This is a genomic window from Streptomyces sp. NPDC058671, assembly GCF_042716475.1.
Taxonomy (GTDB): Bacteria; Actinomycetota; Actinomycetes; order Streptomycetales; family Streptomycetaceae; genus Streptomyces.
This window is the reverse complement of record NZ_JBHXSA010000011.1, coordinates 147,776-170,880: the sequence shown is the minus strand read 5'-3', so window position 1 is coordinate 170,880 and position 23,105 is coordinate 147,776. Positions and strand designations below refer to the sequence as shown.

The 23,105-nt window shown below is 72.5% G+C and carries 20 protein-coding genes and 1 pseudogene; 13 read left to right on the top strand and 8 right to left on the bottom strand.

Annotated features, from left to right (window positions below; all coding sequences use genetic code 11):
• Position 1 precedes the first annotated feature (1 nt).
• A complete protein-coding gene (locus tag ACFWV2_RS16565; protein WP_384405727.1) occupies positions 2-424 on the bottom strand; it encodes a YjbQ family protein in 423 nt (140 codons plus the stop codon).
• Positions 425-564: 140 nt separating this feature from the next.
• Positions 565-957, bottom strand: coding sequence for an HGxxPAAW family protein (locus ACFWV2_RS16560; RefSeq protein WP_384405726.1), 393 nt, complete (start codon positions 955-957; stop codon positions 565-567).
• Positions 958-1,097: 140 nt separating this feature from the next.
• Between ACFWV2_RS16560 and ACFWV2_RS16555 the strand changes: the two genes are divergently transcribed.
• On the top strand, positions 1,098-1,529 hold the full coding sequence (locus ACFWV2_RS16555; protein WP_384405783.1) for a MarR family transcriptional regulator: 432 nt from the start codon (positions 1,098-1,100) through the stop codon (positions 1,527-1,529).
• A gap of 242 nt (positions 1,530-1,771) precedes the next feature.
• Here ACFWV2_RS16555 and ACFWV2_RS16550 read toward each other — a convergent pair whose 3' ends face one another.
• Together ACFWV2_RS16550 and ACFWV2_RS16545 are read right to left on the bottom strand one after the other, a co-directional pair.
• The gene (locus ACFWV2_RS16550) at positions 1,772-2,671 is read right to left on the bottom strand and encodes an NAD-dependent protein deacetylase (protein WP_384405782.1); all 900 of its coding nucleotides are present in this window, start codon (positions 2,669-2,671) and stop codon (positions 1,772-1,774) included.
• A gap of 417 nt (positions 2,672-3,088) precedes the next feature.
• On the bottom strand, positions 3,089-4,006 hold the full coding sequence (locus ACFWV2_RS16545; RefSeq protein ID WP_384405781.1) for an NADP-dependent oxidoreductase: 918 nt from the start codon (positions 4,004-4,006) through the stop codon (positions 3,089-3,091).
• A gap of 373 nt (positions 4,007-4,379) precedes the next feature.
• Between ACFWV2_RS16545 and ACFWV2_RS16540 the strand changes: the two genes are divergently transcribed.
• Positions 4,380-6,074, top strand: a complete 1,695-nt coding sequence (locus tag ACFWV2_RS16540) for an alkaline phosphatase D family protein (protein ID WP_384405725.1) — start codon at positions 4,380-4,382, stop codon at positions 6,072-6,074.
• Positions 6,075-6,096: 22 nt separating this feature from the next.
• Here the strand turns inward: ACFWV2_RS16540 and ACFWV2_RS16535 are convergent, their stop codons facing one another.
• Positions 6,097-6,630, bottom strand: coding sequence for a 2'-5' RNA ligase family protein (locus ACFWV2_RS16535; protein WP_384405724.1), 534 nt, complete (start codon positions 6,628-6,630; stop codon positions 6,097-6,099).
• Between the two features lie 204 nt (positions 6,631-6,834).
• Between ACFWV2_RS16535 and ACFWV2_RS16530 the strand changes: the two genes are divergently transcribed.
• On the top strand, positions 6,835-7,203 hold the full coding sequence (locus ACFWV2_RS16530; RefSeq protein ID WP_384405723.1) for a VOC family protein: 369 nt from the start codon (positions 6,835-6,837) through the stop codon (positions 7,201-7,203).
• A 63-nt stretch (positions 7,204-7,266) separates the two neighbouring features.
• Here ACFWV2_RS16530 and ACFWV2_RS16525 read toward each other — a convergent pair whose 3' ends face one another.
• Positions 7,267-8,748, bottom strand: coding sequence for a PQQ-binding-like beta-propeller repeat protein (locus tag ACFWV2_RS16525; RefSeq protein WP_384405722.1), 1,482 nt, complete (start codon positions 8,746-8,748; stop codon positions 7,267-7,269).
• 262 nt (positions 8,749-9,010) lie between these two features.
• The gene (locus tag ACFWV2_RS16520) at positions 9,011-9,559 is read right to left on the bottom strand and encodes a hypothetical protein (RefSeq protein ID WP_384405721.1); all 549 of its coding nucleotides are present in this window, start codon (positions 9,557-9,559) and stop codon (positions 9,011-9,013) included.
• A 291-nt stretch (positions 9,560-9,850) separates the two neighbouring features.
• Between ACFWV2_RS16520 and ACFWV2_RS16515 the strand changes: the two genes are divergently transcribed.
• From ACFWV2_RS16515 to ACFWV2_RS16495, 5 genes are all read left to right on the top strand, one after another.
• Positions 9,851-13,021 carry a BTAD domain-containing putative transcriptional regulator gene (locus ACFWV2_RS16515; RefSeq protein ID WP_384405720.1) on the top strand — a complete coding sequence of 1,057 codons (3,171 nt, stop codon included), beginning with the start codon at positions 9,851-9,853 and terminating at the stop codon, positions 13,019-13,021.
• 85 nt (positions 13,022-13,106) lie between these two features.
• On the top strand, positions 13,107-13,532 hold the full coding sequence (locus ACFWV2_RS16510) for an NTP pyrophosphohydrolase (RefSeq protein WP_384405719.1): 426 nt from the start codon (positions 13,107-13,109) through the stop codon (positions 13,530-13,532).
• 62 nt (positions 13,533-13,594) lie between these two features.
• The gene (locus tag ACFWV2_RS16505; RefSeq protein WP_384405718.1) at positions 13,595-14,047 is read left to right on the top strand and encodes an SRPBCC family protein; all 453 of its coding nucleotides are present in this window, start codon (positions 13,595-13,597) and stop codon (positions 14,045-14,047) included.
• A gap of 437 nt (positions 14,048-14,484) precedes the next feature.
• Positions 14,485-15,081 (top strand): hypothetical protein, encoded by a 597-nt coding sequence (locus ACFWV2_RS16500; RefSeq protein WP_384405717.1) that lies wholly within the window; start codon positions 14,485-14,487, stop codon positions 15,079-15,081.
• Between the two features lie 187 nt (positions 15,082-15,268).
• Positions 15,269-16,240 (top strand): SDR family NAD(P)-dependent oxidoreductase, encoded by a 972-nt coding sequence (locus ACFWV2_RS16495; protein WP_384405716.1) that lies wholly within the window; start codon positions 15,269-15,271, stop codon positions 16,238-16,240.
• Positions 16,241-16,329: 89 nt separating this feature from the next.
• Here ACFWV2_RS16495 and ACFWV2_RS16490 read toward each other — a convergent pair whose 3' ends face one another.
• On the bottom strand, positions 16,330-17,136 hold the full coding sequence (locus ACFWV2_RS16490) for a UbiA family prenyltransferase (RefSeq protein ID WP_384405780.1): 807 nt from the start codon (positions 17,134-17,136) through the stop codon (positions 16,330-16,332).
• Between the two features lie 91 nt (positions 17,137-17,227).
• Between ACFWV2_RS16490 and ACFWV2_RS16485 the strand changes: the two genes are divergently transcribed.
• The 5 genes and pseudogenes from ACFWV2_RS16485 to ACFWV2_RS16465 all read left to right on the top strand — a co-directional run bounded on the left by ACFWV2_RS16485 (position 17,228) and on the right by ACFWV2_RS16465 (position 23,070).
• Complete coding sequence (locus ACFWV2_RS16485) at positions 17,228-18,373, top strand: type III polyketide synthase (RefSeq protein WP_384405715.1); 1,146 nt, start codon at positions 17,228-17,230, stop codon at positions 18,371-18,373.
• A 9-nt stretch (positions 18,374-18,382) separates the two neighbouring features.
• Positions 18,383-18,898 carry an isoprenylcysteine carboxyl methyltransferase family protein gene (locus ACFWV2_RS16480; protein ID WP_384405714.1) on the top strand — a complete coding sequence of 172 codons (516 nt, stop codon included), beginning with the start codon at positions 18,383-18,385 and terminating at the stop codon, positions 18,896-18,898.
• Positions 18,895-19,926, top strand: coding sequence for an FAD-dependent monooxygenase (locus ACFWV2_RS16475; protein WP_384405713.1), 1,032 nt, complete (start codon positions 18,895-18,897; stop codon positions 19,924-19,926). Before ACFWV2_RS16480 ends, ACFWV2_RS16475 begins: the two co-directional genes overlap by 4 nt.
• Before the next feature lie 226 nt (positions 19,927-20,152).
• Positions 20,153-22,864 (top strand): annotated as a pseudogene (gene lanL, locus ACFWV2_RS16470) (class IV lanthionine synthetase LanL).
• 47 nt (positions 22,865-22,911) lie between these two features.
• Positions 22,912-23,070 carry a VenA family class IV lanthipeptide gene (locus ACFWV2_RS16465; RefSeq protein ID WP_384405712.1) on the top strand — a complete coding sequence of 53 codons (159 nt, stop codon included), beginning with the start codon at positions 22,912-22,914 and terminating at the stop codon, positions 23,068-23,070.
• The last annotated feature ends 35 nt before the right edge of the window (positions 23,071-23,105 follow it).

The window sequence follows — 23,105 nt, the reverse complement described above, 5'->3', positions numbered from 1 at the left end:
CCTACCCCAGGAAGCTCAACCGCACCTGACGGTCGGCATTGTCCTTGTTCGTGTCCACCAGACAGACCGACTGCCACGTGCCAAGCGCCAGTTCGCCGCTGATCACGGGGAGTGTCGCGTGGGGTGGAACGATGGCCGGCAGCACGTGGTCGCGGCCGTGGCCCCGGCTTCCATGACGGTGCTGCCATCGTTCGTCGGCGGGGAGCAGGTGATGAAGGGCCGTCAGCAGGTCGCCGTCACTCCCCGCTCCTGTTTCGATGAGCGCGACACCCATGGTCGCGTGGGGCGCGAAGACGTTCAGGAGTCCGTCACGGCCCTCCGCCACGTCCGCCAGAAAGGACGCGCACTCCCGGGTCAGGTCGTAGACCGTCTCCGAGGTTCCGGTGGTGATGTCAAGCGTGCGGGTGGTGAATCCGTGGCTCATGCCCTCATGATGACCGACGCCGAAGCGCCCTTCCACATCAAGCCGAGTCAGTGGGCGGGGGTCTGCCAGGCGCGCGGTGCGGAGGGAACGTGTCGTGGGGCTCCGGTGGTGGGACGCAGGGCTGCGGGGCTCATGGCTCCTCAGGAATTGATGCCCGCCCGGGTGGGTCCGGCCAGAACCTCGGATGCCACCCTGTCCGCCACCGTGACTCGTACGGCGGTCACGGTCGCGGGCCGTCGGCCCGCCATGCGGCACCCGAGACAGTCGGGGTGGCCCCGCCGCGCCCCGAGGTCCCGCACCCGCCAGGGCCAGTCGCCCCGAGGGCGAGGGCCGCTCGGCTTGCCCCATCCGGCGAGGTGGAGCAGCCAGGTCGTGGGACCGGCCAGGACGCCGAGACCGCCACCGATCAGGGCGAGGGGCGGGGAGACGGCGACGACCGCGACGCCGAGGACGCTCAGGCCGGCGACAGCCAGCGCCGTACCCGTCCAGCCGGCCAGGGTGTGACCGAGGTCCACGTCACCGTGCGCGCTCATGGCGTTCCTTCCTGCGGACAGGGATAGGCTGGCTCAGGAGAAGGTTTATCTCACGAGCTAAGTTACTTAGACTGTAAGGGAAAATCGCGTTGGCTGACAAGGCGCGCCCCCCTGCCACCCCGGAGCAGGCACACGCCCAGATGGACCGGCTCATCGCGCTGGGCATCGTGGCGCAGCACCACATGGCTCAGCGCCTCGGGCTGAACGTCACCGACCTCACCTGCCTCGGTTTCGTCCTGGAGGCCGAGGCAGCCGGACAGCCCGTCAGTGCGGGAGATCTGGCGCAGCGGGCGAACCTGACCACCGGGGCGATCACCGGTGTCATCAATCGGCTCGAACGCGCCGGATACGCCCGGCGTGAGAGCGATCCGAACGACCGCAGGCGGGTGTACGTCGCTTCCGACGCCTCGGCGGCGGCCCGCCTCTTCGAGGCGTACGGAGGCAACTACCGCCGCATGGCCGAGCTCTTCGCCGACTACTCCCCGCAAGAGATCGCGGTACTTTCGGACTGGTTCACCCGCGCCACCACGGTCCTGGGTGACTCTCTGGACGAGGTACGGGAAGCCGACTGACACCGGTGCCGGGGGCGGCAGAAGGCTCGTGATGGCGGCAAGGGGCCCGCCCGTGGAGGTGCGGCCAGGACGTTTCGCAGCAGGGCGCGCCCCGCAGCAAGGTGACGGGCGCGTCCTTCGCGGTGCTCGTCGATCAGGGGTCACGAGGCGGCCCGGAACCCGAGCCGGCGGTTTGCCGGAGTCCCCCTTCCAGGACCCGGCAGAACCGGTGAGCCGACGGGCCCACGAGAGGCGCCGAACCCTCAGGACGGTTCTTCAGTGTCGACGGGTACGCCCAATCGGGCGGCGACAGTGGTGAGGGCCGGCCCCAGCGGGAGGGTGACCCGGGTGAGGGCGTGCCGGTCGCCCCGGGTCGGATCCCGGTTGACGATCAGCACGGGGGTTCGCTCCTGGGCTGCCTGGCGGACGAATCGAAGACCGGACATCACGGTCAGGGAGGAGCCCAGGACCAGCAGCGAGGTCGCGGCCCGGACCAGCCGGCGGCAGTGCTCGACCCTTTGCCGCGGGACGGCTTCGCCGAAGAACACCACGTTCGGTTTGAGGATGCCGCCGCAGAGCGCGCAGGGCACCACACGGAAGTCTCCGACCTGGTCATCGGTGAGGTCGGCGTCACCGTCCGGGTTGATCTCCGCCGGCGTCGGCTCGAAGCCCGCGTTGGCCTCCTGAAGGCGCCGGGACAGTTCGCCGCGCGGGCTGAAGGCGCCGCAGGAGAGGCAGACGGCGCGGGCCAGGCTCCCGTGAAGCTCCACCACGTTCTCACTCCCGGCGGCTTGGTGCAGACCGTCGACGTTCTGGGTGATCACGCCTGACAGCAGACCGTGGCGCTCGAAGGCGGCCACGGCCCGGTGTCCGGCGTTGGGCAGGGCGCGGCCGAAGGTCCGCCAGCCGAGGTGGCTACGCGCCCAGTACCGCCGACGGGCCTGAGCGCTGCCGGTGAATTCCTGGTACGTCATCGGGGTGTGCCGACTGAGGCTTCCGCCCTCGCCACGGTAGTCGGGGATGCCTGACTCCGTGGAGATGCCCGCTCCGCTGAGCACCAGCACACCGCCGATGCTCAGGGCATCGACGACCGGCTTCGGGTCCGTGGTGCCCGGTGCCGGTTCCTCGGCGGAGTTCCAGGTCAGAGTGGGACGCATGCGCATGGTGCCAGGGTACGGAAACGGGGGCGGGTGCCTTCGGCGCTTCGTCACCTGAGGTCGTAGAAATGGGAGCGGCCGTCCTTGGAGCTGCGCCTGACGGTGGCCGGGGGTCGGGCTCAGGTCGTCGCCCTTGGAGACGCAGGGGAAGTAGCCGTGGACGACGGCCGCCTCCAGCGTGCGGCTGTCGAGGGGGCGGGCCGTCACGAGGCCGTCACCGATCTTGCGGTGCCAGCCGTCGACAGGCGACCAGACGCACCACACCTTCCCGTCCACGCGGCGGTAGGAGGGGCGGCCGTGGTGCTGGCCGTCGCGTTCGAAGCGGTACTGGAGCCCATCGGTGTGGCGGACGAAAGCGAAGGGTGCACGTGCGGTCATACCTTCGGGACTCCGTAGCCGTCCGCCCGGGCCGTCGCGTCCGCATCAGATGTCGATGACGATCTTCCCTGGGGTATGGCCTTCCTGGCTGAGGGCGAAGGCCGCCCCGAGTTCGGAGAGCGGGAACGTCGCGGCGACATCCACCGTGAGCCTGCCTCCGTCCGAGAGCCGGCCCAGCGCTGCGAGGTCCTCCCCGTCCGGCCTGACCCACATCCACTGGCCGCCCGCGCCGAGCACGGTGTGGTCCGTGATGGAGGCATGCCGCCCGCCCTCGGCCAGGACCGCCAGGGTGGTCTCGAGGACCCCGCCGACGAAGTCGGCGACGACGGTGACTCCGTCAGGAGCCAGCGCGCGGACGCGTTCGGTCAGCCCGTCCCCGTACGTGACGGGTTCGCAGCCGAACCCGCGCAGCCTGTCGTGGTTGCGCGGGGAGGCGGTCCCGATGACCCGTGCACCGAGCGACCGGGCGAGCTGGACGCCGAAGGACCCCACTCCGCCGGCCGCGCCGTGCACGAGGACGGTGTCGTCGGCGGCCGTGCCCAGACGTGTGAGGAGCTGGTAGGCGGTGAGGCCGGCCAGCGGCAGTGCGGCGGCCTGCGCCCAGGTCAACGAGGCGGGTTTGGCGGCGAGGGCGCGCACGGGCACGCTGACGTACTCCGCGAAGGTGCCGCCGTGCACGTAGTCCTTGCGGGCGTAGGCCATGACCTCGTCGCCGACCGCGAACTCGGGGACGTCGATGCCGAGTCTCTCGACGGTGCCGCTCACGTCCCACCCTGGGACCGCCGGGTGGACGACGTCCATCAGGCTGTCGAGCCCGCCCGCCATGATCTTCCAGTCGACCGGGTTGACCGCGGCGCACCGGACCTTGACGAGGACTTCTCCAGGAGCGACCTTCGGCAGCGGCAGCCGGGTCTCGCGGAGCACCTCTGTCCCCCCGTAGGTCTCGTACGCCATCGCCCTCATGGTGTCCTCGGGCATCCCTGCGACCTTTCCCTCTGCCGTTCGCTTCGCCGCCCCATCTGAGCACAGCGAGCCCCGGGTGCTTCGAACGACTCGCTCGTACGCGGTGAGCGACTCCGGCGGAGAGGTGGAACACGGCCGAGGTCGGCGAGTCACCCGTTCCCGCACGGCGGTGGACGGAGGACCGACTTCCGCGCGTTCCGTCTTCCTGCCACCGGTCGGGGCTGCTGGGGGGCCGGGTCGACTGCCTGGGCGGGTGCGGAGCCGGGCCCGGCGCGGGGCGGCCGGACGGCGCATCGGCGCCGTTTCCGCCGTCGTTCAGTACTGTACGGAGCGGCCGTTCCGTACCGTGCGGAGCGCCGGAAGGGGACTCTCGATGGCCGGTCTGAGGCTGGGACCGCTCCTGCGGCACGTGGACTGGGAGTCGGGCACGAGCGCGACGGTATGGGTGGAGACCGACCGGGCCTGCACGGCGGAGGTACGGTGCCCGGGCGGCGCCGGGGGTTCGGCTCCCACGTTCCACGTCGCCGGCCACCACTACGCACTGGTGGTCGTGACCGGTCTCGTCCCCGGGACCGCCACGCCGTACGAAGTGCTGCTCGACGGTGAGCGGGTGTGGCCGCTCGCCGATTCGACCCAGCCGCCCAGCACCATCCACACGCCGCCGGTCCCGGCGACGGGTGCGGTGGTCGCCTTCGGCTCGTGCCGGTGGGCCGCGCCTGCCGTGGGCGAGTCCGACCCGGTGGGCCCCGACGTCCTCGACACCCTCTCCGCCCGGCTCGCCGCCGACCCCGAGGCGGAGCGTCCGGACGTTCTCCTCCTCCTGGGCGACCAGGTGTACGCGGACGAGACGTCCGCGGACACCCGCGCCTGGATCGCGCGGCACCGGCGGGCGGCCGGCACCGGCGCCACCGCTCCACCGGACCAGGTCGCCGACTACGAGGAGTACACCCACCTCTACGACGAGTCCTGGGGCGACCCCGAACTGCGCTGGCTGCTCTCTACCGTGCCCAGCTGCATGATCTTCGACGACCACGACGTCATCGACGACTGGAACACCAGCGCCGCCTGGGTGGCCGACATGCGGGCGACGCCCTGGTGGCACGAGCGGATCACCGGCGGCCTGATGTCGTACTGGGTCTACCAGCACCTCGGGAACCTCTCCCCCGCCGAGCTCGCCGAGGACAAGCTGTACGCGGCGGTGGTGGCGGCCGACGACGGCACGGAAGTGCTGCGCGCGTTCGCCGAACGCGCCGACGCCGACCCGGCCACGGTGCGCTGGAGCTACCGCCGCGACTTCGGCCGCACCCGGCTGCTGATGGTCGACACCCGGGCCGCGCGGGTGCTGGAGGAGCAGCACCGGGCGATGCTGGACGCCGAGGAGGCGGCCTGGTTGCGGACGCAGGCGTTCGACGACCCCGGTGGGGTCGACCACCTGCTGATCGGAACCTCGCTCCCGTGGCTGCTGCCCCCGATGATCCACTTCGCGGAGAGCTGGCACGCGGCGCTCTGCAGGGGCGAACGCGGGCCCCGCTGGGCACGCTTGGGCGAATGGCTGCGCCGGCGGGCGGACCTGGAGCACTGGGCGGCGTTCACCTCGTCGTTCGAACGGTTGACGGAGACGGTCGCCGAGGTGGGGAGGGGCGACGCCGCTCCTGCGACGGTGTGCGTACTCTCCGGGGACGTACACCACGCGTATGTGGCGGAGCCCGTCTGGACCACCGGGCAGCAGCCCCGCTCCCGCGTCTTCCAGTTCACGTGCTCACCGCTGCACAACTCGGTGCCCGCGGCCATACGGGCCGGATTCCGTTTCGGCTGGAGTCGGTTCGCGAAGGGGATCGGGCACGTCCTCGCCCGCCACGGACGCGTGGCGAGGCCGGTGGTCCGGTGGGAACGTACCGGCGGACCGTGGTTCGGCAACCAGCTGATGACGCTCACACTGCGCGGACGGACAGCGCGGCTGCGGCTGGAGAAGGCCTCGACGGGGGCGAAGCAGGGGCGCCGCGAAACCGACCGCGCGGGTGCACGGCTCATCGGTGTCCTCGACCGGGACCTGACCGGAGGGCGCTGACCGGCGGCGCCGAGGGGGCGTCTCAGGAGCGGGGCTCCAGTATCTCCACGGCACCCGTCTCGGTGTCGTAGCTGCGCAGGGTGGTGAGCCGGGCGGACAGCGGCGGTGCCGGCAGCAGTTCCGGCACGTGACGGCCGGCGAAGGCGCCTGCTCGCCGGGTACGACCGAGGGTGATGTGGGGGATCCAGCGTCCAGGCTGGTGAAAGGGGCTGAGGGGCTCGGGCGGACTGTCCGAGACCACCGCCTCCCAGACCCGGCGGTGCACACCGGTCAGCGCGGAGTCGGGGTCCAGCGCCCAGGCCAGCACCGAGGTGGGCCGCTCGAAGCGGACCACGCCGGTGAACCGCACCGGGAGCGGCAGGGCGGCTGCCACCTCGGCGAGCTCCCAGCGGATCGGGGCGGTCAGCTCCGGGCAGGCGGCCAGGGTGAGGTGCGGGCTGTTGGTCGGTGAGCGGTGGCGCGCCTGACTGGGCAGCCCCGCGTCCGCGAGTCGCCGCCAGGCCTCCCGAACCGCCAGGTCCGATGCCTCGTCCAACAAGAGCTCGACCGTGCGCACGGCCGCAGCCTACCGGCGGGTCCAGGGAGGAATGCGTTCCCGCTCGGCAGGGCGGTGCCCTCTTCGTGACCTCGTCGCGGGGTGCTCGTGCCGGTCGTGGGAGGCGACGCGTGGTGCGGATCGTCCGGCGGGGTGGCTGTCGCGATGAGTTCACCGTGCTCCGGCGGTCTACCCGGCAAGACGACCGTTCTCGACAGGAGTGCCATGTCCACCATCCAGCCAGTGATCCTGACTGCCGACCACGACGTTCTGCGCGGCTTCTACACGGGCTTGTTCGGCGCCGAGGAGATCTTCCGGGTGCCGGCCGAGGGCCCGGTCTTCTACCTCGGCCTGCGCATCGGCGACACCGACCTCGGGCTGGTGGCCAAGGCGGACCCGGGCACGGGTGCCGCGCCGCGGATCCTGCTCAGCATCGCTGTCGACGACGTCGACGAGACGCTCGGCCGGGTCGAGGCCCTCGGCGGCTCGGTCGGCGGCGGTCCCGACGACATGCCCTGGGGACAGCGCGTCGCCCACATCCAGGACCCCGACGGCAACCCGGTGAACCTCACCCAGCTGATCCCGGCCCCGTGACGCTCCTCCGCGGGGCCCGTCACGCCGGTGTCGGCGCGTTCACCGAGGGCGGATGCGCCCAGGTCAGGGAGCGAAGGAGAGCATGCGGGGCTCGTGCTGGGTGTCGTTGCCGTTCAGACCGGCGGGCGTGAGCACGAGCCGTTCGCCCACGTAGGCGTTCTGCCCGACGACGCCCATGCTGAACTCGACCCTCGCGGTCGCCGCGGGAAGCTTCAGCATGTCCTTGATCGTTTCGACGCCGCCCGGGCCGGCCCGGAAGACCCGCCCCGGCTTGCCGACCGTGCCCAGCTCGTACACGAACCCGGTCTTCCCCGGTCCGACGCGCAACGGGAAGTAGCCGTACGAGGTGCCCTCCGACTTCACGCCCCAGACGAGTTTCCCGGTGACCAGGTCGTAGGCGCCGACGCGGTCGGCGCCGCCCAGGAGCACGAGGCCCCCTCCGACGACGGCCTCCCGGCACGCCTGGGCGTTGGCACTGGTGTTCACGGAGCCGTCGCAGTGCTCGAAGCCCTTCGGCCGGGGGTCGATGGTCCTGCGGGCCCGGCCGTCGGGTCCGAGGGCGACGACCCTCCAGTCGTCGGCGTGCGACTCCCGGTGCACGGTGGTGATCACCGCCGGGGCGACGGAGAGCACCTGGCCGATCCTCCGGCCGGGCTCGGTCCGGTAGCGCCACCGGACCTCGCCCGTGGCCGGGTCGATCTCGCGGACCTGGCCATACGCCTTCTCCAGCGCGGTGATCGCGCAGTCGGCGACCACCAGGAGCCGGCTGCCGCCCGCCACCCGGCCGGGGTAGCACTTCCCGGGGCTCTCCATGGGGATGTCGTACAGCTTCCTCCCGTCGGCGACCCCGTACGCGGCGGCCTTCATGCTCTGGACTATCGCGACCGTCCCGCCGCTGATCGCGCTGTCCACGATGATCGTGTCGTCCCCCGCGCCGGTCTCGGTCAGCTCCTTGTGCCAGCCCGGCTCGCCCGTACGAAGGTCGATCATCCGGAGTTGGTTGCAGCGGGCGCCGGTCCAGGCCTCGACGTTCTGCAGGACGATGACGACCTTGCCGTCCGGGGTCGGGTTGACCGGGGTCTCGCAGACGGGAGTCGGGAGGGTGACGCTCCACAGTTCGGCACCGTCGCTCAACCGGTGAGCGACGACCTTCTTGTAGACGGCCTGGACGGCGGTGTCGCCGACGATCCACAGACCCTTGGTCGGGATGGTCCGGCGGGGCAGGTCGGTGCGGTCGTCGACGATCCAGGCGCTTGCCTCCCCGGACCCGCGCTGTCGTGCGATCTCCTCGGTGGTGGGGATGTGGGAGGGCTTCGGCGTGGGGCGGGCGGTCGTGGTCGGCGGTGCCGTGGTGGGCGGAGCACCGTTCCGCGGCCCGGCGCGGTCCGAACCTGCCCGGGACGATCCGTGGCGCTCGCCGAGGGCGTACACGCCCGCGCCGACGAGCAACAGCAGGGCGAGAGCCGCGGCGGCCACCGGCCATCGTCGGCGGGGCGGGCGGGGCGGCGGTCCGTAGCCCTCGGGGGCGTACGGATTGTCCGGCACAGGCCAAGGTGGCGGGCGGTGCCTGTACCAGGGCTCGTGCGACGGCGACATCCGGTTCTCCCTACGGCGGTGCGAGCGGCCTCCCCGGAGAACTGGTCTCCGGAAAGCTGTCTGATCAATGGCTACGGCGGTCTGGTTCCTGTGGGCGCGGAGTTGCCCGCACGGGGGGGGCGGGCCGCCGGCGCAGTCACGACCCACGTCCATGCGGGCGCGGCACCCCTCACGGCCGTGACGAGGTGCGGCCCCCTCCCCCGTCACCGCCTCATACCGCGGGACGTTCGCCGGAGGGCTCGGCGATGACGATCCGAACGTGTGAGGGAGCGTACGTGCGTGCCTTCCTGGCCATCTTCGTCAGATCGAACCGGGAACGCGGCACGGCGACGTGGATCGGTACGGGCATCTCCTCGTTCCGCGGGGGAACGGGTACGCCGTGGGGCAGGGACGCGCCGGGGCGCAGCCGGGCGCCGATCAGCGCGTACTCCTCACCGGGCGGGATCGACACGACGAACTGGGTGACGTCGGACCACGGCAGCAGGACCTCACCGAAGCGGGCGCCGGCCGCGTCGAACTGGAAGGCCGTACGCCGCTTCTCGAACCAGGAGACGATGAAGGGGGCCGCCGCGACCAGGACCACACCGCCCTTCATGTCGAGCGCCCAGCCGAGCAGCAGAGCGACGGCCAGGACGCCCGCGATCGCGCCCCACAGGAGCGCCAGATCGCGCGCGGAGAACGGGTGGGTGACGCGGTAGCGCTCCCATCGCCCGCCCCGGCGGGTGGGCGAGGAACCGGATGCTCCATGGGCCTGCGACACAGGGTGTGACCTTTCTCGATGACGGGTTCGGCCGCCGCGCTGGGGTGCGCAGGGGCTGGGACGGGACGGCCTGGGGGCGGCGCCCGGGACGTCACCGCCGATACGGGTCTGCCGACCGCCTTTCCGGCGCCCGCGCGGACCGGACGGTCGAGGCACCCCGACCTGACCGCGCAGGGCCGGCCACGGGCCTGGCAGACTCTGGCGCAACGCGCTGCTCTTCCGATGAAGTCCTGGTGAAACGGGCTCCGGCGGCGAGTGGCTCCGGACGCACGGGGGACAGGGGGATTCGACGTGAGCGCGCATTCACCGGACACGGACAGGGGCACCACCGGCGCCGGGAGCGCCCTGCGCATCGATCTGCTCGGGTCGGTCCGTGCCCGGCGCGGCGACTCGCCGCTCGCACTGGGTCCGGTCCGGCGGCAGGCCGTGCTCGCCTCGCTGGTCCTGCGGGCTCCGGCGTTCGTCACGTACCAACAGCTCCTGGACGACGTCTGGGGAGAGGAGCCCCCGGGCACGGGGCACCGGGTCCTCCCGAGCTACGTGTACGCGCTGCGGAAGGCCCTGGACGAGCCGGGCGCCGTGGCGGACCGATCCGTCGTCATCGGGGGACGCGGCGGCTATCGCTTCGCGGCGCACGCGGTCCGGACCGACGTGGCCGAGCTCGCCGAGGAGGCCGCGAACGTCCAGCGCGCCAAGGCGGCCGGTGACTTCGGCGCCGCGCTCGACCACGGCGGCCGGGCCCTGGAGCTGCTCCACGGGGAGCCGCTGCCCGGTCTGCCGGGCCCGTTCGCCGAGACCCAGCGGCAGCGCCTGAGCCGGCGACGGCGCGCGCTGCGCCTGGACCTGGCGGAGTGTCTGATAGCGCTCGGGCGCTACCCGGACGCCCTGGACGCCCTCCTGGCCGCGCCCGACGCGCAGCAGTACGACGAGCCGTTCGCAGCCCTGCACATGCGGGCCCTTTACGGCAGTGGCCGGCAGGCCGAAGCGCTCTCCGTCTACCGCGAGACGCGTCGACGGCTCGTCGACGAGCTGGGCGTGGAACCCGGGGAGGAACTGCGGCGGGTGCACCAGGCTCTCCTACGCCGGGACGATGCGCTGCTGCTCGGCCCGGTGCGGACGACCGCAGCCGCGGAGCGCACCGGGGCGCCGGTCCCCCCGCCCGGGCCGTTGGTTCCGGACGGTGCACGCCTGTCCGAAGGCTCCGACGACCCGCGCGACCGGCCCCGTCCCCGCATCCGGCGCAACGACCTGCCCGGCAACACCGCCTGCCTGGTCGGGCGCGCGACGGAACTCGCCCTGCTCACCGCCCCCGTGCCGCCCGGTGCCGTGTCCGTGATGACGGTCGACGGCACGGCGGGCGTCGGCAAGAGCGCCCTGGTGGTCCGCGCCGCCTGGACGCTCGCCGACGCCCATCCCGACGGTTGCCTCTTCGTCGACCTGCACGCTGACGGCGCCGCCCATGAGCAGGTCGCCCCGCAGCGGGCGCTTCGCCGGATGCTCCGCGCGGTCCTCGACGAGGATGACGGGCTGCCGAATCCCCCGTCCGGGCCGCGTGACCCGGACGGCGAAGACGACATGGACGACCTGGCGGATCTCGTCACGGCCTGGCGTGCGGCCACAAGCGCGCTACGGCTGCTGCTGGTCGTCGACAACGCGCGCAGCGCCGAGCAGGTGCGACCCCTGCTGCCCGCGGGCCCGGGCAGCCGGGTCCTGGTGGCGGGCCGGCAACACCTGACCGGCCTCGACGCCGACCTGCGGCTGACCGTGGAGCCGCTGGGCGCGGATGACGCCGTCGCCCTGCTCGGAGAACTCCTCGGGAAGTCGCGGGCCGACCGCGAGCCCGGGGCGGCGCGCGAGCTCGTACGACGGTGTGGCGGCCTTCCCCTGGCCCTGCGCATCGCGAGCGCCCGGCTGCAGAGCCGCCCGTCCTGGACCCTGGCCTTCCTGGCCGAGCGGATGGCCCGCGGCATGGACGGCCTCGACGAGCTGCGGGCCGGGGACCGCAGCGTGGAGTCCGCCTTCCGGGTGTCGTACGACCAGCTCGGTCCGGAACTGCGGCGCGGCTTCCGTGCGTTGGGCACGGTTCCCACCGCCCGCTTCGACAGGCTCACCCTCGCCACCATGCTGGGCGGCACCCGCGAGGATGCCGAGGGAGTCCTGGAGGATCTGGTCGACGCGAGCCTGCTGCAGCAGCCGCAACCCGGCCGCTACCGGCTGCACGACCTCGTACGGGCCCATGCGCGGCGAGTCGCCTCGGAGGCCCCCGAGGAGGCCGCTGCGGACCGCGACGCCGTCCTGTACCTCTATACGGCGGCGGGCCGCATGGCCAGCGACTGGGGACCCAGCGCCTTCCCGCCCGTCGTCGATGTCGCCGGTTCCGCGATCCCCGGATCGTCCTTCGCCGGCTGGCGGGAGGCCTCGGCGTGGCTGGACGCGGCGGGGGGAGAGCTCGTCGACGTGGTGGCCCATGCCGTCGCCGGCGGCCACGGTGACCACGCGTGCCGGACCGCCGAAGCCCTGGTCGACCACCTGGCGGGCCAGGGTCACCACCACGAGTGCCGTACCGCGCTGGAGCTCGCGCTGACCTGCGCGGACGAGGCCACCGACCGGCGGATGCCCGCCGCCCTGCGCAACTGCATGGGCCTTGTCGACGTCTACCAGGGGCGGTTCCGGCAGGCCAGTGCCTGGTTCTCCGAAGCCCTGCGGTACGGCCGCGCGCTGGATGACCTGCGGGAGGAGGCGCGGGCCATCGCCGGGACGGGTATCGCGCTGGGACAGCTGGGGGACCCGGAAGGGGCGATCAGCCATCTGAGCAGGGCGGTGGAACTGGCGGCCGAAGTCGACGACGACTGGCTCACGGGGGTGTCGCACTGCAACCTCGGCTCCCTCCACCACCGACAGGAGCGGCACGAGCAGGCGCTCGCGCACTACGACACCGCCCTCGCGCTCGCCGAGAAGAACGGCCGGCCCAGAACGATCGGCAGCACCCTGTGCTTCTCCGCCGAGCTCGAACTCGCCCTCGGTCGGCCCACGGAGGCCGCGAGCCTGCTGCGTCGGGCCACCGAACTGGCCGGACAGGTCGAGGATCTGCCTCTGCGTACGGTGTCGCTGTCGCGTCTGGCCGCCGCGGAGCACAGCCGGGGCAATCTCCGTGCGGCCGTCGGCCTCCACCACGAGGCACTTGCCACTCTCACCCCGCACACGAGCACCTGGCTGGAGATGGGCGTCCGCATACGTCTCGGCAGCACCTACACGGCGACGGGCCGTCGCGCCGAGGCACGGCGGGAGTTCCGTACCGCCCTCGCCCTGCCGGGGGCGGGGGACCACCCGCGTGAGTACCGGATGGCACGCGAGGGGCTGAACGCCACGGGGGGCCATGCCCCGCCGCCCGCACGAGGAGTGCCGGGTGGAGGGCCGGGAGGAGGGCCGGGCTGCGATCGGCCTCCCTCCGGAGACGGATGACGTCGTAGCGAGCGGCGCTTGCCCGGGCGCGCAGGGGTAGTCACGGCGTTGGGGCGCCATGGGGTGGCAGTGACATCCTCGGACCATGAATGCTGATGATCTGCCGCTTCGTCCTCTGCTGGTGGTGGACGGGGCCAACGTCGTGGGTTCGGTGCCCGACGGCTGGTGGCGCGACCGGCGGGGGGCCGCTGAGCGGTTGCGCGACCGGCTCGCCGCGACCGGCGGGCCCGCCGATGGACCGTACCCGGGTCCGTACGAGATCGTCCTCGTCGTCGAGGGCCTCGCTCGGGGCATCGCCTCCGTACCCGACGTGCGGGTCGAGGAGGCTCCTGGCAGCGGCGACGACCTGATCGTCGAACTGGTGCGGAACGCGAACGGCCGACCGTCCCTGGTGGTCACGGCCGACCGGGAGCTGCGCCTGCGGGTCCAGGAGGCGGGCGCCCGTTGCACGGGTCCCCGCAGTCTCCCCCCGACGCCCCCTCAAGGGTTTCAGACGCCGCCGGAGGTGTGAGGTCTCCGGTCCGGGTTACGCGCATGCCAGTAACCCGTTCCCGAACGAGAAGGACGTTTCCCATGTCGCAGGTCGAGGAGTCCGTCGAGGTCGAGGTCCCGGTCCGCACCGCGTACGACCAGTGGACCCAGTTCGAGACGTTCCCGCGTTTCATGGACGGCGTGGAGCGGATCGAACAGCGTACGGAGACGCTCACCCACTGGGTCACGGAGATCGGCGGAGTGCGCCGCGAGTTCGACGCCGTCATCACCGAACAGATCCCGGACGAGCGCGTCGCCTGGACGACCGTCGAGGGCGAGTCGCGGCAGGCCGGCGTCGTCACGTTCCACCGTCTCGACGAGACGCGGACGAAGGTCATGCTCCAGATGGACTTCGCCCCCGAGGGGCTGACGGAGCAGGTCGGCGACAAGCTCGGGTTCGTCAAGCGGAAGGTCACGGGCGATCTCAAGCGGTTCAAGTCGTTCATCGAAGAGCGCGGCGGCCAGGAGACGGGCGCCTGGCGCGGCTCGGTGTGAGGATCCGCCGAGCGCCACGGCTCCTCACCCCCGGGTGACCAGGAGCGCCCCGAGACACCCGACGGCGTGGTCCGGACAGCTGACCGTCCGGGCCACGCCGTCGTTCTCAGGACCGGCCGGCCGGCAGTCCCCAGCCGCCCGTTGCCGGACTTCCGCCCCGAGGTGGAGGCGCGTCGGCCGTATCACGCGTCCCAGTAGCCGCGGGGTCCCCGTGGGAGCCACCGGCCGACACCGGGCTGTTCGGCGACTCCGCCGGCTCGGCCCGCCAGGCGCTGGGGACACACGCCAGCGGAAGACGCAACACCGGCGGGATCCCTTGCGCCGTGCCGAGCGGTTCGGAGCAGTCGAAATGGCGGGGCCCGGTTCCTTGAGCGAGGGTGACGGGAGAGTCGGCCGTGCCGGCTCCCCTCTGTCCGCTCCTTCGAAAGGGACTCCCCATGTCCGAACGCAACACCTTCCTGCGCAGTCTGCACGACATAGGTGCGGCCGCCTGGTTCGGCGGCTCGCTGATGGGCGCGGTCGGCCTCAACGGCGCCGCGAAGGACCAAGGCACGAGCTGGGAGGAGGAGGCCCGGATCGCGAGTTCGGGCTGGGCGAGGTGGACTCCGGTCAACGCCGTGGCGATCGGCGCTCACCTGCTCGGCGCCACCGGACTGCTCGCGACCAACGCCGGCCGTGTCGCCACCCAGCAGGGCGTCGCCGCCTCCACGCTGGCGAAGACCGTCCTGACCGGTGCGGCTCTGGCCGCCACCGCCTACGCGCGCGTGCTGGGCAAGAAGATCGAGCTGGCCTCGTCCGGCGACCCCGAGGACGCGGAGAAGGCCGGACGGTACCCGATGGACACGCAGCAGGCCGCACGGCGCCTGGCCTGCGTCCAGTGGGCGGTGCCCGCTCTGACCGGCGGCCTGCTGGTCCTCAACGCCCTCCACGGCGAGCAGCAGCGGCCCACCGAGCAGGCGCAGGGCATGTGGCAGCGCGCCGCCTCCCTCCCCCGGCACATGCCTTCCAGCATCAGCTGCCATCTGCCGCACTGATCGCCACCGGCGACGGGACCATCGCACTCGAACAGGTCGGACCGAATGTGATCACGCACGTGGAGCACCTGACCGGATCGCCCAGGCCGTCCCGCGTTCCTCCGCTTCAGCCATCGTGGCCGGCTGAGGACTCGCCTGCGGCGGTCGGTGGCCGGGCCGTCACGGCCCGGCAGATCAGCGGGACGCCGTGAGCCGGCGCGGGCGGCTGGTGGTGGTCGTCACCGGGGCCTCCAGCGGCATCGGCCGCGGGGTCGCGCAGGCTCTCGCCGCCCGCGGGGCCGATGTCGTGCTGGCGGCCCGTTCCGAGCAGACCCTCTCCGCGGTCGCCCGGGAGTGCGAGGAGCGGGGAGGGCGGGTACTGGTCGTCCCGACCGACGTCAGCGACGAAGCGGCCGTCCAGGTCCTGGCCCGGCGCGCCGTCGGCACGTTCGGGCGCATCGACGCCTGGGTGAACGCCGCGGCCGTGTGGAGCTACGGCCTGTTCGAGGACACTCCCGGCGCTGTGTTCCGGCAGATCGTGGACACCACGCTGTTCGGCCAGGTCCACGCGGCCCGGTCGGTGCTGCCGCAGTTCCGGTCCCAGGGCCATGGTGTGCTCATCAACATCGGCTCTCTGTACGGACGGCTCTCGTCGCCCTACGTCGCTCCGTACGTCACGGCGAAATGGGGCTTGCTCGGCTTCTCCGAGGTGCTGCGTCAGGAGTTGCGCGACGCTCCTGGCATCGCTGTGTGCACGGTTCTGCCGGGCGCGGTCGACACTCCGATCTATCGTCATGCCGCGAACTACATCGGCCGCCGGATCCGGCCGCTGCCGCCTGTGACGTCCCCGGAACGGGTGGTGGCGGCGGTGGTAGACGCCATCGACCGGCCGCGGCGCGAGATCGTCGTCGGACGGACACAGCGAGTCGGAGCATGGGCACATGGGCTCGTGCCCGGCCTGTACGACCGGGCCATCGGTCCCGTGGTGAACGCGTTCGCCGTGCGGGGCACCCCGGTCTCCTCCCACGACGGGACCGTGTTCGCCCCCGACTCCCTGCCGTGCGCCGTCGACGACGGATGGCGCCGACATGACCACCGCATCCTCGGCCAGGCCCTGACGGTGAGCGCGGGCCTGGGAGCACTCGCGATCGTGGTGAGGGCCCTCGGCCGACGACGGTGACCGGGGCGGCGTCTGTCTTCCCCAGCGCCTGCGTCCTGTGCCCTGCGCCCTGCGCCGGACCGAGCCGGACCGGACCCGCAGTCCCGGATTCACGCCATGTCGGAGCCCCTCAGCAGAAGCTGGGTCACGGCCATGGCCGCCACCGCGATCGCCGCCCGGAACGGCCATCGGCTCCGGGTCGCCGACGGCAACGCCGTGCCGACGACCGCGACGGATCCCGCCACCGCTGCCAGGACCCAGCCCGAAACGCTCACCGCTCCGGGCGGTCCCACGACGACCACCCCCACGGCCGCCAGCATCACGAGCGGTGCCGACCACCGGCAGGCCTCACGGCCCAGCCGCTGCGGCAGCCCGCGTACCCCCGTCGTGAGATCGTCCTCGATGTCGGGGAGGACGTTGACGACGTGCGCCCCCACGCCGAGCAGGGCCCCCGCCGTCACGACCCACCACGCGGGCCAGGCCTGTGACGGCGCACCGAGGGTGACGAAGGCGGGCAGCGAGCCGAATCCCACGGCGTAGGGCAGCGGTGAGAGCACCGTGCGTTTGCCTCCCAGGTTGTAGGCCCAGCCCGCCGCCACGCCCACCAGGTGCACCGCTCCCGCGACCGCGCCGCTCAGCAGCGACAGCGGCACGCACAGCCCCAGGGCCGCCCCCGCCGCGACGGCCACCGCCCTCGCGGGCAGCTCGCCGGTGGCCGCAGGCTTGTCGCGGCGCCCGCAGACCAGGTCGCGCTGCGCGTCGGCCGCGTCGTTGCACCAGCCGACCGAGAGCTGACCGGCCAGCACCGCTCCGGCCACGAGTGCCGCCCCCGCCACGCCCCGGCCCCCCGCCACGGCCAGGGCGGTCGCGAACACCGTCACGGCGAGCGCCGGCTCCAGATGGCAGGAGCGCAGCAGCACCGGGATACGGGGTGGCGTACGCGCAGAAACCTCGGACGGGTGCAAAGACACATGCGCAAGGTAACCAGGTGGCCGGAACGAGGTAGGCATGACCGCCATGCGTGTCTCTGTGATCACCGACGATCCCACCTCCCCCTCCGTCCCGCCGCGTCTGTCGACCGTGCCTGTCGCGGCCACCACGATCGCCGCCGTCCACACCGCGTTGCCACCGCACCGCTACGCCCAGGACGACCTGACCGAGTTGATCGGCGACCTGTGCCTGGCTCCGGGCGCCGACCGTGCCCTCCTGCGCCGCCTGCACGCGTCCACCGGCGTACGGGCGCGCCATCTGGCGCTGCCGATCGAGACGTATGCCGGCCTCGGAGACTTCGGACGGTCCAACGACGCCTGGATCGCGGCCGGTCTCGACCTGGGTGAGGAGGCCGTGACCGGCGCGCTGCGGGAGGCGGGGCTCGAACCGGCCGACGTCGATCTGCTGGTGTGCAACTCCGTCACCGGCGTGGCGACCCCTTCGCTCGACGCGCGCCTGGTCGGTCGCCTGGGATTGCGGCCCGACGTCAAACGGCTGCCGGTGTTCGGCCTGGGATGTGTGGCGGGCGCCGCGGGACTCGCGCGGCTGCACGACTACCTGCGCGGGCACCCCGGTGACACGGCTGTGCTGCTCACCGTCGAACTGTGCTCGCTGACGCTCCAGCGGCGTGACGACTCCCGCGCCAACCTCGTGGCCGGCGCCCTGTTCGGTGACGGCGCGGCCGCACTCGTCGCACGCGGCCGCGCTGCCGCGGGACGGGACGGGAGCGGTCCGACGGTGATCGCCACGCGCAGCCACCTCTACCCGGGTACCGGGCACCTCATGGGCTGGGACATCGGAGCCGCGGGGTTCCGTGTCGTGATCGACGCGGGTATCCCCCGTATCGTGCGGGAGCACCTCGGGCGGCCCCTGCGGGCCTTCCTGGCCGAACACGGGCTCACCACCGACGACATCGGAGCCTGGGTGTGCCATCCGGGTGGCCCCAAGGTGCTGTCCGCCGTGACCGACGTGCTCGGCCTGCCCGACGACGCCCTCGACAGCGCGCGGCGCTCACTCGCGGCCGTGGGCAACATGTCCTCGGCCTCCGTCCTGCACGTCCTGCAGAGCCATCGGGGATCCGCGCGGCCCGAGCCCGGCACCTGGGGCCTGCTGATGGCGATGGGCCCCGGCTTCTGCTCCGAGTTCGTCCTGTTGCGCTGGTGAGAGGCATTCATGTTCTGGTACGCGCTCCTCGTCCTCGGCGTGGCAGCCGAACGCGTCGTCGAACTGGTCGTGGCCCGGCGCAACACGACCTGGACGCTCGCCCGCGCCGGTGTCGAGCACGGCCGCGGCCACTATCCGGTCATGGTGGTCCTGCACACGGCCCTGCTGGTCTGCTGCCTCCTCGAACCCGTTCTGGCCCACCGGCCGTTCCTGCCCGTCCTGGGATGGCCGATGCTGTCGCTGGTCCTTCTGGCCCAGGCGCTGCGCTGGTGGTGCATCACCACCCTCGGGCCGTACTGGAACACGCGCGTCATCGTCGTTCCGGGGGCGCGTCCGATCGGTACCGGCCCCTATCGCCTCGTGCGTCACCCCAACTACATCGCCGTCGTGGTGGAGGTCGCCGCTCTGCCGCTGGTGCATTCGGCGTGGCTGAGCGCGGCGGTGTTCAGCACGGCCAACGCGGTGCTGCTGACGGTCCGCCTCCGCTGTGAGAACGCGGCCCTCACCCGGGCGGTGCACGCGTGAGCCACGGACACGACCTGATCGTCGTCGGCGGTGGTCCGGCCGGCCTGGCGACAGCGCTGTACGCCGCGCGCGCCGGCTACGACACCGTCGTGGCCGAGCCCCGCCGCGCACCGGTCGACAAGGCGTGCGGCGAAGGCCTGATGCCCGGCGCCGTCCGGACCCTCGCCTCACTCGGTCTCGACGTCCCCGGCCATCCGATCACCGGCATCCGGTACGTGCAGGGTTCCCGTCAGGTCGACGCCGCGTTCCGGCGCGGCCCCGGCCTCGGCGTACGGCGCACCTGCCTGCACGACATCCTGCACGGGGCTGTCCTCGCGGCAGGCGTTCCCGTACTGCCCCTGCGAGTCGGAGAAGTACGGCAGGACGCCACCGGTGTGACCCTGCCCGGCGCCGGTCTGCGCGCCCGGTGGCTGGTCGCCGCGGACGGTCTGCACTCCCCGCTGCGCCGCTCCCTCGGCCTCGGTGTCGAGTCCCGCGGGAGGCCCAGGTACGGGTTGCGGCGTCACTACGCCGTACCGCCGTGGTCCCCGTACGTCGAGGTGCACTGCGGACGGCACGGCGAGGCCTACGTCACCCCGCTCGGTCCCCGGCTCGTCGGCGTCGCCCTGCTGACGGACCGGCGGGCACCGTTCGACGCCCAACTGGAGCGCTTCCCCGAACTGGCCGCCCGCCTCCCCGCGGAAAGGGCCGTCACCGCGGTACGGGGCGCGGGCCCGCTGCGCCAGAAGGCACGCACCCGGCTCCACGGGCGGGTCCTGCTCGTGGGCGACGCCGCCGGATACGTCGACGCGCTGACCGGTGAGGGCATCTCCCTCGCCCTCACCGGTGCCGGAACGCTGATCGACAACGTGCGCCGAGGTACGCCGGAGCGCTACGAAGGCGACTGGAACCGCGCGACCCGCCGCCACCGGCTTCTGACGGAACTTCTGCTACGGGTGCGACAGCAGCGGGTACTCGCCCCGCTCGTCGTGCCTGCGGCCGAGCGCCTTCCGCGCGTCTTCACGGCAGTGGTCAACGCCCTGGCATGAGCTTCGTCTCCCCGCGCGCACGGAGGGTGGACCGTCGAGTCGTGCTCAGGGCCGGTCGGTCCGCCCTGACCTGGGTTTCGTGCGCCTGCTCCTGCGCCGGGCGCAATCGTTGACGGGCCCGGAGCGCTGTGCGCTCGCCGGATCAAGTGAATCCGATGTTTCTGTGTTGGTCCGGTTATGTCACCGGGCACGTTTCGATCAGCGGTCACCGTTGAGAGGGACACGAATGACGACCCAGCTTGTTGAAGTTGAACTGGAAGACCTCCTCCGCCAGGCGCTGCACGCCACGGGTGCGGGTGAGTGTTGGACGACCGGTTCCGACGACATGTGGTGCCGTGTCACGCCCCGTTCCGGGACGCGGCGCGAGCAGGGGTGGAAGCTGCACCTCTCGGCGACGGTGGCCTCGGCGCCGACGGTGCTCGAGAAGGCCCTGCCTGTGCTGCTGCGGCAGAGGTCGGCGTTCAAGTTCGCCCGGTCGCTGGACCAGGTGAGCGCGCTCAACTCCCGCGCCACGCCACGAGGAAGCTCGGGCAAGTTCATCACCGTCTAACCGGGGTCCGACGAGGAGGCGGCCCAGCTCGCCCAGGAACTGCACGAAGCCACGGCGGGCCTCTCCGGCCCCAGGATCCTGTCCGACCAGGCCTACGCCGCGCACTCCCTGGTCCACTACCGGTACGGCTCCTTCGCCGGCCGCCGCCGGCTGTCGGACGACGGCCTGCTGGTGTGGTTCATCGAGGACCCCGACGGCAACCCCGTGGAGGACAAGCGCACCGGCCAGTACTGCCCTCCCCCCTGGGCGGTCTGCCCCTTCCCCACCTCGGCGCCCGACGCGCCGCGCGCGGTGGAGAAGGCGAGCGGCCCGGTGGTGGTCGGTGACCGGTTCGCGGTACGGGAGGCCATCCGGCACACGAACAAGGGCGGTGTCTATCGCGGCGAGGACGTCCGTACGGGCGCCCCCGTGGTGATCAAGGAAGCCCGGCCGCATGTGGAGGCCGACGCCTCGGGCTGCGACGTGCGCGACTGGCTGCGCGCCGAGGCCCGGACGCTGGAGAAGCTCAGGGGCACGGGGCTGGCTCCGGAGCCGCTGGCGTTGTTCGAGCACGGCGGGCACCTGTTCCTGGCCCAGGACGAGGTGCCGGGCGTCACCCTGCGGACCTGGGTCGCCGAGCACTTCCGCGACGTCGGCGGGGAGCGCTACCGCGCCGACGCGCTGACCCAGGTCGGACGCCTGGTGGACCTGGTCACGGCGGCGCACGCCCGCGGCTGTGTCCTGCGGGACTTCACGCCGGCCAACGTCATGGTCCGCCCGGACGGCGAGCTGCGTCTCATCGACCTCGAACTCGCCGTCCTGGAGGACGAGGCAGCCCTGCCGACCCGGGTGGGAACCCCCGGTTTCAGCGCACCCGAGCGGCTGGCCGACGCGCCCGTCAGTCCCACGGGCGACTACTACAGTCTCGGCGCCACCGCGTGTTTCGTCCTGGCGGGCAAGGTACCGAACCTGCTGCCCGAGGAGCCCGGCACCAGGGCCACGGAGCAGCGGCTCGCCGCATGGCTGGCCGCCTGTACCGGGCCGCTTCGGCTGCCGGACGGCCTGATGGAGATGGTTCTCGGGCTGATGAAGGACGATCCCGCCGAGCGGTGGGACCCGGCCCGGGCCCGTGAGGCCCTCCGGAAGGTGGCCCCGGAGCGTGCGAAGAGGCCCGCAGCACCTCGGGCGCCACGAGACGGGGGCCGCGACGAAGGCAGGGACCGGGGCCGGGCCGACCGCCACGACCAGGACCGGGCCGACGCGGTCTCCGGGATCGTGGAACACCTCATCGACACGATGAATCCGTCGGACGAGCGGCGGTTGTGGCCCGTGTCCACCATGGCCGGGGAGGCCGACCCCTGCACCGTGCAGCAGGGCGCGGCCGGTGTCCTCGCCGTACTGACGCGGTACTGGGAGCTCACCGACGACACCCGGCTGCCCGGACTGATCTCCACCGCGGGCCGTTGGATCGCCGACCGCACCGACATCCGTTCCACACGTCCGGGGCTGCACTTCGGCGGCCGGGGAACCGCCTGGGCCCTGTACGACGCCGGGCGCGCCATCGACGACCGGGGACTCATGGACCACGCGCTGGCCCTGGCCCTCGCCCCGCAGCAGGCGACACCCCACCACGACATCACCCACGGCAGCGCGGGCAGTGGACTGGCCGCCCTGCACCTGTGGCACCGCACCGGTGACCCGCGCTTCGCCGAGCTGGCCGTCGCCGCGGCCGACCGCCTGGCCGCCGCCGCACAGCGTGACCAGCACGGGGTGGGGTGGCCGGTCCCCGCGGAGGCCGCTTCCCCGGAGGGCGGCAAACGGTACCTCGGCTTCGCCCACGGATCCGCGGGCATCGCCTGCTTCCTCCTCGCCGCCGCGGCCGTCTCGCGGCGCGCGGAGCACAGGGACCTCGCGGTGGAGGTGGGCGAGCACCTTCTGGCCGGCGCCGTACTGACCGGCGATACGGCCCAGTGGCCCTCGCAGGCCTCGGACGTGCCCACAGCCCCCTACTGGTGCCACGGCTCGGCGGGCATCGGGACCTTCCTCGTCCGCCTGTGGCAGGCGACCGGGGACGACAGGTTCGGCGACCTCGCCCACCGCAGTGCGTACGCCGTCAGCGAGCGCGCCTCCCGCGCCGCCCTCGCCCAGTGCCACGGTCTCGCGGGCAACGGCGACTTCCTCCTCGACATGGCCGATGCCACGGGTGATCCCGTCCACCACGGCGTGGCCGAAGACCTGGCCCGTCTCATCGTCTGTGAGAGGGCCCAGCGCGGCGCCCACGTGGTCTTCCCCAACGAGTACGGGGACGTCTCGACCAGCTGGAGCGACGGATCCGCCGGAATCCTGGCCTTCCTCCTGCGGATCCACCACACCGACCCCCGGCTCTGGATGGTCCAGCTGCCGGTCTGAGCGGCAGGAACCTGCCGCCGGCTCACCGAAAGAAAAGGAGCACACCCATGGAGAACAACAAGGACCTCGACCTGCTCGCCCGACTCCACGCCCTTCCGGAGACCGACCCCGTCGGCGTGGACGGAGCGCCGTTCGCCGCGACGTGCGAGTGCATCGGTCTGCTGACCCTCCTCAACACGGTCTGTATCGGTATCAGCTGCGCCTAGGACAGGCACCACCATCCGGCCGGCGGCTGAAACCC